The sequence below is a fragment of the Bradyrhizobium sp. CCGB20 genome (assembly GCF_024199855.1).
Classification (GTDB): Bacteria; Pseudomonadota; Alphaproteobacteria; order Rhizobiales; family Xanthobacteraceae; genus Bradyrhizobium.
In genome coordinates this window covers 3,951,481-3,965,209 of sequence record NZ_JANADN010000001.1, presented here as the reverse complement: position 1 = coordinate 3,965,209, position 13,729 = coordinate 3,951,481, and the positions used below count along the sequence as shown (strand labels likewise).

Here is a 13,729-nt window from a genome sequence, read left to right as displayed (position 1 = left end):
GCGCTTCAGAGGAACCCCAATCGCTCGATGATGGCGATGATCCAGAACGCACCGGCCATCAAGAGCGCAACGCCGACCGCGGCCGAGCCCATGTCCTTGACCCGCCCGATCTGCTTGTCGTGATCCATGGTCAGCCGGTCCGCGAGCTTCTCGATCGCCGTGTTGAGCAGCTCGACCGTCAGCACGAACGCAACCGAGCAGACCAGCTCGACCGCCCGCATCGCGGTCGCGCCGATGAACCAGGCGAGCGGCAGCGACAGCAGGAGCGCAAAAATCTCCTCGCGGACGGCCTGCTCCGAACGGAATGCAAAGGCCAGACCGTTACGGGAATTGATCGTGGCCTTCCAGATGCGCAGCAAGATCCTAGAGCCCCGCTGCGACCGGCATCGGCGTTGCCTTGCCGGCGCGCTCCTGCTTGAGGAGCTCCGCGATCAGGAAAGCCATGTCGATCGATTGCTCGGCATTGAGGCGGGGATCGCACACCGTGTGGTAGCGGTCGTTGAGATCCTCGTCCGTGATCGCGCGGGCGCCGCCGATGCACTCGGTGACGTCCTGGCCGGTCATCTCGAGATGCACGCCACCGGCGTGGGTGCCTTCCGCCGCGTGGATCGTGAAGAACGACTTCACTTCCGACAGGACGCGGTCGAACGGGCGCGTCTTGTAGCCGGACGTGGAGGTGATGGTGTTGCCGTGCATGGGATCGCACGACCAGACCACCGCCCTGCCCTCGCGCTTCACGGCGCGGATCAGTCCCGGCAGATGGTCGGCGACCTTGTCGGAGCCGAAGCGGTTGATCAGCGTCAGCCGGCCCGGCTCGTTGTCGGGGTTGAGCACGTCGATCAGCTTCAACAGCTCGTCGGGCTTGAGCGAGGGACCGCACTTCAGGCCGATCGGGTTCTTGATGCCGCGGAAATATTCGACATGGCCGTGGTCGAGCTGGCGGGTGCGGTCGCCGATCCAGATCATGTGGCCTGAGGTCGCGTACCAGTCGCCCGTCGTGGAATCGACGCGGGTCATGGCCTGCTCGTAGCCGAGCAGCAGTGCCTCATGGCTGGTGTAGAAATCGGTGGCGCGCAGCTCCGGATGGGCCTCGAGATCGAGGCCGCAGGCGCGCATGAAGTTGAGCGCGTCCGAGATGCGGTCAGCCAGCTCCTTGTAGCGGCGGGACTGCGGCGAGTCCTTGAGGAAGCCGAGCATCCACTCGTGCACGCTACCGAGATTGGCGTAGCCACCGGTGGCGAAGGCGCGGAGCAGGTTCAGCGTCGCAGCCGACTGGCGATAGGCCATCAGCTGGCGCTGCGGGTCCGGCACGCGCGCTTCCTTGGTGAAGGCGATGTCGTTGACGATGTCGCCGCGATAGCTCGGCAGCTCGACGCCGTTCATCTTCTCGGTCGGCGACGACCGCGGCTTTGCGAACTGGCCGGCAATGCGCCCGACTTTCACCACCGGGACGGCGCCGGCATAGGTCAGCACCACCGCCATCTGGAGCAGCACGCGGAAGAAATCGCGGATGTTGTTGGCGCCGTGCTCGGCAAAGCTCTCGGCGCAGTCGCCGCCCTGGAGCAGGAAGGCCTCGCCGGCCGCGACGCGGGCCAGCGACTTCTTCAGATTGCGCGCCTCGCCCGCGAACACCAGCGGCGGAAAGGTCGCAAGCTGCGCCTCGACGTCGGCCAAAGCCTTGGCGTCGGGATAATCGGGCACCTGTAGCACCGGCTTGCTGCGCCAGGACTCGGGCGTCCACCGCTCGGACATCGCAATCTCTCCGTGAAGCAAAAAAGTGCAACCTGATCTGGGGGTTGCGAGGGCCGCCTTATACACAGGCTCATCCCCGACCGCCAGTTGTAAATCCATTCCGCACTGCAAACCCTTGCGGGGAAAGCCGAATTCGCATTTGCTAGGAACCACAGAAGAAACGGGCAGAACACCCTCCCCCCATGGACGCCGCACTGGACGACGTTTTCATCGACGAGATCAGCTTCCCGGCGACCGACGGGTATGCGCTGACCGGCACCCTGTTCCTGCCGCGCGGCGCCAAGCGCCACGCCGTTCTGATCAACTCCGCCACCGCCGTCCCGCGAAAAATCTATCGCGGCTTTGCCTCCTATCTCGCCCATCGCGGCTGCGCGGTCATGACCTACGACTATCGCGGCATCGGCGACTCCCGGCAGCCGGCGATGGTCGGCTACAACCAGCCGAAATCGCTGGTCGGGTTCAAGGCCTCGATGTCGGACTGGGCCGCGCAAGACGTCACTGCGGCGGTGCGCTGGATGCGCGAGCGGTACAACACCTTGCCGCTCGCCTATGTCGGCCACTCCTTCGGCGGCCAGGCGCTCGGGCTGATCGCCAACAACAGTGAAATTTCGCGCGCCGCCTTCGTGGCCTCGCAGGCCGCAACATGGCGGCTGATGACGTCGCCGGAAAAATACCGCGTCTTCGCCTTTATGAATTTCGTCGGGGTGCCGCTCGTCCACGCGCTCGGCTACGCGCCGGGCTGGGCCGGCATCGGCGAGGACCTGCCCAAGGGCGTCTTCCTGCAATGGGCCGACTGGGTCTCGAGCCCGCGCTATCTCTTCGATTCAAAACTGCCGGCGCTGGAGAATTTTGCGAAGTTCAGGGGTGAGCTGCGCGCACTGTGCTTCTCCGACGATCCCTGGGCGACCCGCCCCGCCGTCGAGCTGCTCACGGGCGGATTCACAGCGATCAAGCCGGAGGTGCTGACGGTCAAACCGTCCGAGGTCGGCGCCAAGGCCATCGGCCATTTCGGCTTCTTCCGCCCCGAGCACCGCGACACGCTCTGGCGCGGCGTCGCGGAATGGATTCAGGGCGAGTGAGCCCGCATTAGCGGATGATCGTGGTCAGCGACGAGTAACGCTTGTTCATCTTCGTCTCGCTCGCCGAGAACTGCGCAAAGGCGTCGCTGACGCGAACGGCCGGCGGCGTATCGCCGGCGAAGCGGAATTCCTTCGGCCGCGGCGCGTAGAAGCTGGCGCGGTAATAGGCGTCGTCGAAGCGCCCCTCACCGACGCCGAACAATGCGTCGCAGACGAACAGGAGCGCGTAGACTCCCGCCACCGACGCAACGATCTCCCTGAAAACTGACATGCTGAAGCCCCACCCTTTTGCAGGCAGGATGCGGATTGGTTCCAAAGCCCAGGTTTAAGGCGGCAGCCTTCTTCTCCGCAGGGTTTGCCGCCGCTGAGCGGATTGCAGACAATTTTATCGATTTTGAAAAGAGAGCCCGCCTGATCGGATCAGGCGGGCTCCAGGCTTGGCCGATCGGGAGGGTTATCAGACGGCCAGGTTCATCCACACGGCCTTGGGCTCGGTGAAATTGTCGATCGCGGCAGTGCCGTGCTCGCGGCCGAGGCCGGAGTCGCGCTCGCCGCCCCAGGGCAGCCGCACGTCGGTGTAGCCATAGGTGTTCATCCAGACCGTGCCGGCGCGCGCCCGCTTGGCGAAGCGCTGGAGTTTTCCGATGTCGCGGCTCCAGACGCCGGCGGCGAGGCTGTAGGCGGTGCCATTGGCGATCCTGAGCGCGTCGGCCTCGTCCTTGAACTTGATGACGCTGACGACGGGCCCAAAAATCTCCTCCTGCGAGATCCGCATCTCGTGGGCTACATTCGCAAACACGGTCGGGCTGATGAAGTAGCCGCGGTCGCCGACGCGCTCGCCGCCGGTGACGAGGGTCGCGCCCTCCTTCCGGCCGATGTCGACATAGTCGAGGATCGACTTCATCTGCTTCTCGGAGATGACGGGGCCGAGCGCCGTCTTGCGATCGAGCGGATCGCCGATCTTGAGCGATTTTGCCCGCGCCGCGATCCGCTCGACGACCTCGTCATAGACCTTCTCCTGCACCAGCACGCGAGAGCCGGCCGAGCAGACCTGGCCGGCATTGAAGAAGATTCCGGAAGCCGCAGCCTTGCTTGCTGCTTCGAGATCGGCATCGTCGAAAATGACGTTGGCCGACTTGCCGCCGAGTTCGAGCGAGACGCGCTTGAAGTTGCCGGCCGCACCCTTCATGATTCCACGACCCACGCCGGGCGAACCGGTGAAGGTGACCTTGTCGACGTCGGGATGATTGACCAGCGCGTCGCCGACGACGCGGCCCGGACCGGTGACGACATTGAACACGCCCTTCGGCAGGCCCGCCTCGAGCGCGAGCTCGGCGATGCGCAGCGCCGACAGCGAGGTCAGCTCGGCCGGCTTCATCACGACGGTGCAGCCGCAGGCCAGCGCCGGTGCGAGCTTCCACATGCCGATCATCAGCGGGAAATTCCACGGCACGATCGCCGCGACCACGCCGACCGGCTCGCGCATTGTATAGGTCAGGGCATCGTCGCGCACGGGCACGACGTCGCCACTGATCTTGTCGGCCCAGCCCGCATAGTAGATCAGCGTATCGACGGCGGCCGGAAAATCCTGGCGCATCGTCGCGGAGATCGGCTTGCCCGCATCGATCGATTCGATCTCGGCGATCTCATCGGCATGCTGCTTGAGCAGCTCCGCCCAGCGCAGCAGGATCTGGCCGCGCTCGGAGGCGCGCATCGTGCGCCACGGACCTTCGAAGGCCCGGCGCGCGGCGGCCACGGCGAGCTCGACATCGGCCTCGCCGCCTTCGGCGACGACGGCGATAACCTGCCCGGTGGCGGGGTTGAGGGATTTGAAGGTACGGCCGGAGCTGGCGGGGACGCGGCGGCCGTCGATCAAGAGATGCTGCGGCCGGGCCATGAACTCGCTGGCGGGCGAATGCGCAAAGTCATATGCAACAGACATCATATTTCCTCCGTTTCTGGTATACCAGACTAGGCGCCTATTGGCTGGAGTAAATATGATATGATTTGCCAATGGACGCCCCACATATGAAGTCTAGTTCATAAGGAAGCCCAATGCTTCAAATCGAGATCGAGGCCGTCTGGCGGTTTCGTCGGGAGGGCAGCCCGCGCACCGCCGTCATCATGCTGGGCGTGCTCAACGAGATCAGAAAGACCGGAAAGATCACGAGTGCCGCCAGCGATGCGCACCTCTCCTACCGGCACGTCTGGAATCTGATCGAGCAGTGGTCGGAGTTCTTCGGCACGCCGCTGGTCGAGACCCAGCGCGGCAAGGGCTCAAAGCTCACGCCGTTCGGCGAGCGGCTGGTGTGGGCCGGCGAGCGCATGCAGGCGCGGCTCGGGCCGCAGCTCGAAAACCTGGCGCAGGAGCTCGCCAGCGAGATCAAGCCGTTCCTGGAGCAGCGCCCGTCCGTGATCCGCGTCCATGCCAGCCACGGCTTTGCGGTCGCAAAGCTGCGCGAATTCCTCGACCGCGAGCCCGGCATCGGCGTCGACCTGCGCTATGTCAGCAACCAGCATTCGCTGGTCGCGCTGGCGCAGGGCGCCTGCGACCTCTCCGGCCTGCATCTGCCGCACGGCGCGTTGCGCGCGCAAGGCATCAAGGCGGCGCGCGAATGGCTCGATCCGCGCGAGGACCGCATCATCAGCTTCGTCACGCGCGAGATGGGCCTGATGGTCGCGCGCGGCAATCCGCTGCGCATTGCCGCGCTCAACGACCTCACCGGCCCAAAAGTCCGCTTCGTCAACCGCGACCATGATTCCGGCACGCGACTCTTGTTCGACCAGTTGCTCGCCGCAAGCGGCATTGACGAGAGCAGGATCAACGGCGCGCAGCAGATCGAGTTCACCCATGCCGCCGTCGCGGCCTATGTCGCCAGCGGCATGGCGGATGCGAGCTTCGGCGTCGAAGCGGCGGCCCGGCATTTCGGCCTCGATTTCATCCGCCTCCTCACCGAGGACTACTTCTTCGTCTGCAAGCGCGCCTTCCTTGATACCGGACCGATGCAGCGCATCCTCGAGATCATGCGCAGCGCCGATTTCCGCGCCGCCGTCGCCACCCTGCCGGGCTACGTGCCGTCGGATACGGGCGCGGTGACCGGCGTGAAGGCGTTTCTGGAGATGCACGCCGTGCGATGATGCCGCTGATCGTCAACCATATCTGAGCCGGCGGAAGCACGCCGAAGCGAAAGACGCATGCTGGATATCCGGCGTCTTCGCCTTGTCCGTCGCGGGCAAGAGTGGCAATCTCGCGGGCGAACAGGCCAAGAACTGCCAAGAGACTGCCAAGAGACCTCATCATGTCGCGCGCGAGCGCCAAATCGCTTCCCCAATTGAGCCTTCGCATCGACCTCGACGGCGAGGACCGGATCGGACCCGGCAAAATCGAGCTGTTGGAGCAGATCCGCGAGCACGGTTCGATCTCGGCGGCCGGCCGCGCCATGGATATGTCCTACAAGCGCGCCTGGGACCTCGTCGACGAGATCAACCGCATCTGCGGACATGCCGCGGTCGAGCCGCAGGCCGGCGGCAAGAACGGCGGCGGCGCGATGCTGACGCCCTTCGGCGAAAAGCTTGTCGCGCGCTACCGCAAGATCGAGCGCGACGCCGCGCGCGCGGTGCACAAGGAGCTGGAAGCGCTCAGAAGCGACATCGCCCGTTCGCGGAAATCGTGAACGGATGATGGATCAGCTCAAGCTTGCGGCCCTTCACCGGATCGGTGAAACCAATCCTCCGAAACTGGAGCGGCATTCATTCGATTTCATCGTCAATGGAGTATCGCTCTTCGAACAGACCGAAGCTTCCAACTACGATATGTGCGGCTCTCTTTCGAACTCACAATTCGAACCTGAATTGGCTGGGCGGATTAATGGAAGAACGGCTGCCAAGCTGACTTCGGATGCCCCTATCGGCGGGCATCGCGTGGCTCTGTTTGTTTGCCCGGAATGTGGTGACTTCGCCTGCGGCGCCATCACTGCACTCGTTTCACGAACTGAGCGCGGTGTGCGGTGGTCTGATTTCGCTTATGAAAATGGAATTGATGACGCTTCGAAGCTGGACCTTGAGGCCTTCGAATTCCAATGGGCCGCTTACCTGAGCGAAATCGAAGGCTCGAAGACCGACTGAGGCCGAGTACACACCGCTAATTCGGTCGCACCGACATCTCCGGGATCGGCTGGGTCAGCGCTTCGCCCAGCAGGCCCTGCTCCGCCTTGGGGATCGAGAAGCGCACCTTGAAGCCGTCCTCGGTCTGGAGCGTGATGATGCGCTGGGTCGTGTCGGTCGACTGCTCGATCGCCCAGGACGCCAGCGGATAGGCGTAGCGCAGGCTCTGGTCGCCGTAGCGGGCCTTCAGCGCCGCCTCGAGCAACCCGGGCAGCGTCATGATCAGCGCGCCGACCTGGTTGAGCGAGACGCTGACCGCGGCGGGATTGCCCGCCACATCCTCGAAGCCCAGCGAGATCGCACCGCCGTCGGCCGCTACCTCGCAGGTCGTGAGCTGCCTCACCTTGATTTCCATTGCCAGTCCCGGAACGCAGTTCGCTATATCCATCACGATATATCGATATGTCCACCTTCGTCCAGCCCTGCTTTTCTGGAATTGATCGAACCGGCTGCCATGGCCGGTTCGGCGGCATCGTGATATATAGTTCGATATAACGAGGCCCGAATGGCCCGTTTCTGCAAGGGAGCGCAAAGCCTATGAGTGACTTCAATCTTCTGATCGACGGCAAGATGGTGCCCGGCGACCTGACCATGCCGGTTCTCAACCCCGCGACCGAAGAGGTGGTGGCGCAATGCCCGCGCGCCTCGAAATCGCAGCTCGACACGGCCGTCGCCGCGGCGAAGGCCGCCTTTCCGGCCTGGGCCGCGACACCGATGGAGGACCGCCGCAAGGTCGTGATCAAGATGGCCGACGTGATCGAGGCCAATTCGGGCGAGCTCGCGCGTCTGCTCACCTCCGAGCAAGGCAAGCCGCTGGCGGACGCGACCGGCGAAGTGCTCGGCATGGCCGGCTTCTTCCGCTATCTCGGCTCGCTCGAATTGCCGATGAAGGTGATCGAGAATTCCGGCGACCGCAAGGTCGAGGCCTATCGCCGCCCGCTCGGCGTCGTCGGTGCCATCATCCCCTGGAACTACCCGCTCCTGATCCTCGCCTTCAAGCTTCCCTCCGCGCTGCTCGCCGGCAACACGCTGGTGGTCAAGCCCGCCCCGACCACGCCGCTCGCGACGTTGCGCTTTGCCGAGCTGATCAAGGATGTCGTGCCGAAAGGCGTGCTCAACTTCATCACCGACGCCAACGATCTCGGCGGCGAGATGACCAAGCACCCCGACATCCGCAAGATCTCGTTCACCGGCTCCACGGCCACGGGGCAGAAGGTGATGGCGAGCGCGGCGCAGACACTCAAGCGCATCACGCTGGAGCTCGGCGGCAACGATGCCGGCATCGTGCTCGACGACGTCGATCCGAAAAAGGTCGCGCCCGGCATCTTCGAGGGCGCGTTCCAGAATTCCGGCCAGGTCTGCCTCGCCATCAAGCGGCTCTATGTGCACGAGTCCGTCTATGACGAGCTCTGCAACGAGCTGGTCGCGATCGCCAAGAACACGGTCGTCGACGACGGCTCCAAGCAGGGCACCAAGCTCGGACCGCTTCAAAACAAGATGCAGTACGAGAAAGTGAAGGCGTTCCTCGAGGACGCGCACAAGAACGGCAAGGTGGTCGCCGGCGGCGCGGCGATGGACCGCCCCGGCTATTTCATTGAGCCGACCATCGTGCGCGACATCCAGGAGGGCTCGAAGCTGGTCGACGAGGAGCAGTTCGGCCCGGTGCTGCCGCTGATCAAATATTCCGACAAGGATGACGTGATCCGCCGCGCCAATGCCACCACCTACGGCCTCGGCGCTTCGGTGTGGTCGTCCGACATCAAACGTGCGCACGAAGTCGCGACGCAGCTCGAGTCCGGCACGGTCTGGATCAACAAGCACCTCGACATGGCCCCGCACATCCCGTTCGGCGGCGCCAAGCAGTCGGGCATCGGCACCGAATTCGCCGAGGAGGGCCTCGCCGAATTCACCCAGCTCCAGATCATCAACGGCCCGCCGGCGGCCTGATCCGAGAGCCGGGGCCGCGGCGAAACCGCCGCGGCCCCTTTTAATTGCAGAGCAACGGAGGCGGACCATGTACGATGCGCAATGCGACCTCGCCGCCCTCGTCTACGAACCGCATCAGGATCCAGATGCGGTCCTGCGCAACTTCGCGGCGGATCTGAATGCGCGCGGCGTTCGCGTGGTCGGCCTGGTGCAGGCGGGCCAATGCGCGGATTCCAGCCTGTCGGCGGTGCTGCTCCACAGCGGAGAGAAACTGTTGCTGGCGCAGGATTTCGACCCGGCCGCGCAAGGCTGCCGGCTCGATCTCGCACGGCTGCAAAATGCCGGCGAGCGCGTCGCGGACGCGCTCTCGCACGGCGCCGATCTCGTCGTCATCAACCGCTTCGGCAAGCGCGAGCGCGACGGCAAGGGCCTGGGCTATCTGATCGAGCGTGCACTGAGCGCCGACATTCCCGTCGTGATCGCGGTTTCGAGCGACCGTTTCGCCGACTGGATCACATTCGTCGGCGGCATGAGCGTCAGGCTCGGCTGTGAGCGCGACGCGCTGGAGGCGTGGTGGAACAACATCTCCACAAGCAACGCGCAGCCTGATCTGACATCACATCCTACGGTGTGCGAAATCCTCAAATAGGCCGCGGTCGGTCAACGCCGCAGTCTGCGGCCGGGTGGGTGCAATCGACCTGATGCATGAACGCAGCGCACGGACATGCCTGCCCTGCGCACATGCGCGATCTCTCCACGAATAGCTGACGCGCGGGCAGTACTTTCCCGGAATAGGATCGATGCTCGGCCGTCTGATACTTTCTGCGGGTTCAACCCGCTCCCCCCGACATGTCCTGGGATCCCGAAATGCCGGTCCGTCGGCTAAAACCATCGCGAGTCCTCGGCGTCGAACGCTTCTCGGACTTCAGCGAGTTTCGCGCCAACGAGGTGCTCGGTCTCGGCACCAGCACGCCGCTGCGTCCGCGGGAATTCTCGCTGTCTCGTGCCATCCTCCCTCACCGGGACGGGCTCTTCGTGCTCCAGCGCTCCTTTGCACGGCGGTATGAGGCCGAGATCGGCACCGACAACGGCGTCGGCCTCGTTGTTCCCCTCACCTTTCACTCCATCGCCAATGGCCGCGAGGTCGATAGTTCGACGATCGCAGTCATGCGCGGCAAGGCTGCGGTCGAGGCCATCGAGGATCGTCCCAACACCTATCTGATGCTGCGCTTCAACTCGGACATGCGCCATCGCGGCTGGGCGGACTTCGATACCAGCCTTGCTTATGTGCGCGCGCAGGACGATCCGATGACGCGCCTGCGCGCGGCCATCCTGGAGATGTTCTCGCTGGCCTCGGCCTGCAACGAGCCCGGGGAGTTCGAGGCCCTTCACCGCCCGATCCAGGAAACCCTGCTCGCCGGCCTCGATGCCACCCTGCTGCCGGCAGGCGCCCGCGCCGTCCGCCCCGGTTCATACGACAGGCACCGCAAGCTGGTCGCGCATCTCGACGAGGTCGTCGCGCTGTTCGGCTTCAAGCCACTCTACAGTGACGACCTCGCCGCCGCGCTCGGCGTGTCCGTGCGCACGCTCCAGGTCGCGACGCACGCAGTGCACGGCGTGAGCCTGCACCGCTATCTGCGCCTCAAGCGGTTGTGGTCCGTTCGCGTCCAGCTGATGACCGGCGGCGATGGATTGACCGTGAAGGCCGCCGCGCTCGGCAACGGCTTCTGGCACATGGGCGATTTCTCGAAGAGCTACAAACTGGCCTTCGGCGAAACGCCATTTGAGACATTGGCGCACGGACGGCGCCCGTTTCATCCGGCCATCGGCGCCTGAGAGGACGGCCTCGCCTTCAACCGTGACCGGCCTGCTTGCGGTGGCCGCTCTCGCTGAGGCGGTCGACCCAGGCGATGCCGATGGCGGAGATGATGAAGGTCAGGTGGATCAGCACCTGCCACATCACGCCGCTCTCGGTGAAATTGCTGCGCGTCGTGCCGAGATTGCCGGCCTCGATGAAGGTCCGGAGCAGCGAGATCGAGGAGATGCCGATGATCGCCATCGCCAGCTTGATCTTGAGCACGCTGGCATTGACGTGGCTGAGCCACTCCGGCTCGTCCGGATGGCCGCTCAGGTTCAGGCGGGAGACGAAGGTCTCGTAGCCGCCGACGATCACCATCACCAGCAGGTTCGAGATCATGACGACGTCGATCAGCCCTAGCACGACCAGCATGATCTGCTGCTCGCTGGCGTCGAACGAGTGCACGACCAGGTGCCAGAGCTCCTTCAGGAACAGCAGCACATAAACGCCCTGCGCGATGATCAGGCCGACATACAGCGGCACTTGCAGCCAGCGCGAGCCGAAGATGAGCTGGGCGAACGGGCCGATCTGCCATCGCGGCGCGGCGTGCACCGAAGGTGCTTTGGGTTCGGGCGTCATTGGTCACTCCGGATTGCGGACGGAATTGTCGCCTCAGAGACTCGCAATGACAGGCGCGAGCTCGAGCGAGCCCCGATAGATCATCTCGAAGGCGACGTAAACGATGATGGCGAGACCGACATACGCGATCCAGCGCTGCTTCTGCAACACCCGGCCGAGCAGGTCGGCGGCGACGCCCATCATCGCGACCGACAGCAACAGTCCGAACGCGAGGATGTAGGGATGCTCGCGCGCGGCACCCGCGACCGCGAGCACGTTGTCGAGCGACATCGAGACGTCGGCGGCGACGATCTGCAGCGCCGCCTGCCGGAAGGTTTTCTGCGGTACCGGAGCGGCATTTGCGCCGTTGCCATGGCTGAACGCGAGCTGGCTGGAATGCGCCGACTGCTCACGCAGCTCGCGCCACATCTTCCAGCAGACCCACAGCAGCAGCACGCCGCCGGCGAGCAGCAGGCCGATCACCTGCAAGAGCTGGGTCGCAACGCCGGCAAAGACGATGCGCAGCGCAGTGGCGGCGACGATGCCGACGATGATGGCGCGGCGGCGCTGCTCGGCCGGCAGGCCGGCGGCGGCAAGGCCGATGACGACGGCGTTGTCGCCGGCGAGCACGAGGTCGATCAGGATGACCTGGAGCAGCGCGGACAGCGCGTCGGCGGTGATGAATTCAGTCATGATTGATCATTTTTGGCTGCGGAGGGATCGAGCCATTGCGGCTTTTTTCGCTCGACCCAGTCCAGGACCTTGGAACGCTGGGAGCGCAGTGCGGGCACGTCTTCTGCAAGTAGGGCGAGGCCGAGCGGCAGCATCCAGACGCCCAGCACCGGCAGGAAGGACAGCACGCCGCCCACCACGAGCAGCGCGCCGGAGGGGATCCTCACCCAGCGGCTGGACGGTTTGAGCAGATAGGTGACGGTGTCGCCCATGCGCGGCGGCAGGCGGCGGACGAGCTTGTCGAGACGCGGGTCGCCACCGGCCATCTGGCCGGTGGTGCCCCCGTTTCCTACCGTACGCTCGTCCGATGTTGCACTCATGCTCACTCCTGTGCGGCGGCCCGCTGTTCAGCACCTGCGCTGCCCGGCGCGACCGGCTTGGCGCGGGGCAGCACCAGCGTCAGCAGGCGCAATAGCTTGATCGCCTGCACTTCATGCGGATGCACGTCCTCGTCCGCAGCCGCGACGCGCTCCGACAGTTCCATCAAATGGGCCGAGAGCGGCAGGTCCGAGACCGGACGCAGCGTGTCGATCACCACATTGGCAAAGTCGGGCTCCTCGAGCCGTTCCGCCAGCTCGTCGAATATCGCAAACAGCCGGTCGTCATTCATGTGCGGCGCCAGTCCGCGATCCCTGATGAAGCGGATCACCTCGTCGCGCTCGACCGGCGAAACCCGCCGGTCGGCCACGGCGACGAGCGCGCCGGCAATGACCAACGCCACCGCGGCCTGCTCGTTCAGGCTGGACGGTTCGGTGATCTCGATTTCGATGGGGTTTGAAGTGGCGGCGTCAGACATCGTTGCTCCCTTATCTCGCGAAATGACCGCGCGGAGCTGCGATGGGGACGATTGGGTCGGAGGGAACTCAAGAAGGCCCGACGATCGGCCGATCCATCGCATTCGCGCGGGACAGGTCATCCGACATCGCGAGGTTCGCCGACTTCGTCGGCATCCTCGCCAGAGGGGCCCGGATTCTTGTTCATCCCAGAAATAAAGATGGGTCCGCCGGAATCAAGCCAACAAGACTGCGACCAGCCGCCGCATCGGTTCCAAGTCACCCGGTTTGGTTAAGCAAGCGTGACGCGCTGTGGGATTCGCAGCCCGGATGAGCGCAGCGATATCCGGGACATTGGCCCCGCATGTCGCTTCGCTCATGCGGGCTACGCCCGCTCTACCAGATGCGCACGCGACGGCGCCGGATCGAACCTCTCGCCGAAATACTGCGTCTCGTGCGCCACCAGCCCTTCGCGGAATTCCATGATGCTGACCACGTAGGACGGCACATCGTCATAGGTCAGCACGAACTCGCTCACCCAGAGATCGCCGCCGCCGACAATGCGCCGGACGGTGAAGCGCTTCTTGTTGGGCTGCACGAAACGGCTCTCCTGAATCTTCCTGCGGCCATGAATGCGCTCGCCGGACTGCGGATAGTCGAGCACTGCGTCCTCGCGATAGATATCATGCTCGGCCTCGAAATCATTCGCGTCCGAAGCCTGCCAATGGCGCTGGAGTGCCGCCAGCTTCACCTGATCATCCATCGCGATCTCCCGTCTTGCGGTTTCTGCTGTTCAGATTGGAGCACGAACCACCAGCGGCAAGGCCGTCTCGCAACGTCTAACAACGACTAACGCGCCAAATGTCCGGCCTGGATGCAGATTGCAG

The 13,729-nt window shown here is 64.5% G+C and carries 17 protein-coding genes; 7 read left to right on the top strand and 10 right to left on the bottom strand.

What is annotated here, in order from left to right; genetic code table 11:
• Positions 1-5: 5 nt before the first annotated feature.
• Positions 6-359, bottom strand: a complete 354-nt coding sequence (locus tag NLM15_RS18145; RefSeq protein ID WP_254118431.1) for a diacylglycerol kinase — start codon at positions 357-359, stop codon at positions 6-8.
• A gap of 4 nt (positions 360-363) precedes the next feature.
• A complete protein-coding gene (locus NLM15_RS18140; protein WP_254118430.1) occupies positions 364-1,752 on the bottom strand; it encodes a class II 3-deoxy-7-phosphoheptulonate synthase in 1,389 nt (462 codons plus the stop codon).
• A 182-nt stretch (positions 1,753-1,934) separates the two neighbouring features.
• Here NLM15_RS18140 and NLM15_RS18135 point away from each other — a divergent pair, with 182 nt between their 5' ends.
• A complete protein-coding gene (locus NLM15_RS18135) occupies positions 1,935-2,831 on the top strand; it encodes an alpha/beta fold hydrolase (protein ID WP_254118429.1) in 897 nt (298 codons plus the stop codon).
• A 7-nt stretch (positions 2,832-2,838) separates the two neighbouring features.
• On the opposite strand, the gene NLM15_RS18130 is transcribed toward NLM15_RS18135, so the two are convergent.
• Positions 2,839-3,102 (bottom strand): hypothetical protein, encoded by a 264-nt coding sequence (locus NLM15_RS18130; RefSeq protein ID WP_254118428.1) that lies wholly within the window; start codon positions 3,100-3,102, stop codon positions 2,839-2,841.
• A 186-nt stretch (positions 3,103-3,288) separates the two neighbouring features.
• A complete protein-coding gene (locus tag NLM15_RS18125) occupies positions 3,289-4,773 on the bottom strand; it encodes an aldehyde dehydrogenase family protein (RefSeq protein ID WP_254124284.1) in 1,485 nt (494 codons plus the stop codon).
• Between the two features lie 113 nt (positions 4,774-4,886).
• Between NLM15_RS18125 and NLM15_RS18120 the strand changes: the two genes are divergently transcribed.
• The 3 genes from NLM15_RS18120 to NLM15_RS18110 all read left to right on the top strand — a co-directional run bounded on the left by NLM15_RS18120 (position 4,887) and on the right by NLM15_RS18110 (position 6,956).
• Positions 4,887-5,969 carry a substrate-binding domain-containing protein gene (locus NLM15_RS18120; RefSeq protein ID WP_254118427.1) on the top strand — a complete coding sequence of 361 codons (1,083 nt, stop codon included), beginning with the start codon at positions 4,887-4,889 and terminating at the stop codon, positions 5,967-5,969.
• Positions 5,970-6,130: 161 nt separating this feature from the next.
• Entirely contained in the window at positions 6,131-6,505 is a 375-nt protein-coding gene (locus NLM15_RS18115; RefSeq protein ID WP_254118426.1) for a winged helix-turn-helix domain-containing protein, read from the top strand.
• 4 nt (positions 6,506-6,509) lie between these two features.
• Entirely contained in the window at positions 6,510-6,956 is a 447-nt protein-coding gene (locus tag NLM15_RS18110) for a hypothetical protein (RefSeq protein ID WP_254118425.1), read from the top strand.
• Positions 6,957-6,972: 16 nt separating this feature from the next.
• Here the strand turns inward: NLM15_RS18110 and NLM15_RS18105 are convergent, their stop codons facing one another.
• Complete coding sequence (locus NLM15_RS18105) at positions 6,973-7,350, bottom strand: hypothetical protein (protein ID WP_254118424.1); 378 nt, start codon at positions 7,348-7,350, stop codon at positions 6,973-6,975.
• A 182-nt stretch (positions 7,351-7,532) separates the two neighbouring features.
• On the opposite strand from NLM15_RS18105, the gene NLM15_RS18100 reads away from it, so the two are divergent.
• The 3 genes from NLM15_RS18100 to NLM15_RS18090 all read left to right on the top strand — a co-directional run bounded on the left by NLM15_RS18100 (position 7,533) and on the right by NLM15_RS18090 (position 10,757).
• Positions 7,533-8,942 (top strand): aldehyde dehydrogenase family protein, encoded by a 1,410-nt coding sequence (locus NLM15_RS18100; RefSeq protein WP_254118423.1) that lies wholly within the window; start codon positions 7,533-7,535, stop codon positions 8,940-8,942.
• A gap of 67 nt (positions 8,943-9,009) precedes the next feature.
• Positions 9,010-9,570 (top strand): DUF2478 domain-containing protein, encoded by a 561-nt coding sequence (locus tag NLM15_RS18095; protein WP_254118422.1) that lies wholly within the window; start codon positions 9,010-9,012, stop codon positions 9,568-9,570.
• Between the two features lie 218 nt (positions 9,571-9,788).
• Positions 9,789-10,757: a helix-turn-helix domain-containing protein gene (locus NLM15_RS18090; protein WP_254118421.1), complete on the top strand. Its 969-nt coding sequence runs from the start codon at positions 9,789-9,791 to the stop codon at positions 10,755-10,757.
• Positions 10,758-10,773: 16 nt separating this feature from the next.
• Here the strand turns inward: NLM15_RS18090 and NLM15_RS18085 are convergent, their stop codons facing one another.
• From NLM15_RS18085 to NLM15_RS18065, 5 genes are all read right to left on the bottom strand, one after another.
• Positions 10,774-11,358: a TIGR00645 family protein gene (locus tag NLM15_RS18085; protein ID WP_254118420.1), complete on the bottom strand. Its 585-nt coding sequence runs from the start codon at positions 11,356-11,358 to the stop codon at positions 10,774-10,776.
• 33 nt (positions 11,359-11,391) lie between these two features.
• Positions 11,392-12,030, bottom strand: coding sequence for a TerC family protein (locus NLM15_RS18080; RefSeq protein ID WP_254118419.1), 639 nt, complete (start codon positions 12,028-12,030; stop codon positions 11,392-11,394).
• Positions 12,027-12,389, bottom strand: coding sequence for a hypothetical protein (locus NLM15_RS18075; RefSeq protein WP_254118418.1), 363 nt, complete (start codon positions 12,387-12,389; stop codon positions 12,027-12,029). Before NLM15_RS18075 ends, NLM15_RS18080 begins: the two co-directional genes overlap by 4 nt.
• Positions 12,390-12,391: 2 nt before the next feature.
• Positions 12,392-12,865: a TerB family tellurite resistance protein gene (locus NLM15_RS18070; protein ID WP_254118417.1), complete on the bottom strand. Its 474-nt coding sequence runs from the start codon at positions 12,863-12,865 to the stop codon at positions 12,392-12,394.
• A 362-nt stretch (positions 12,866-13,227) separates the two neighbouring features.
• Positions 13,228-13,605, bottom strand: coding sequence for a nuclear transport factor 2 family protein (locus NLM15_RS18065; RefSeq protein ID WP_254118416.1), 378 nt, complete (start codon positions 13,603-13,605; stop codon positions 13,228-13,230).
• Between the last annotated feature and the right edge of the window lie 124 nt (positions 13,606-13,729).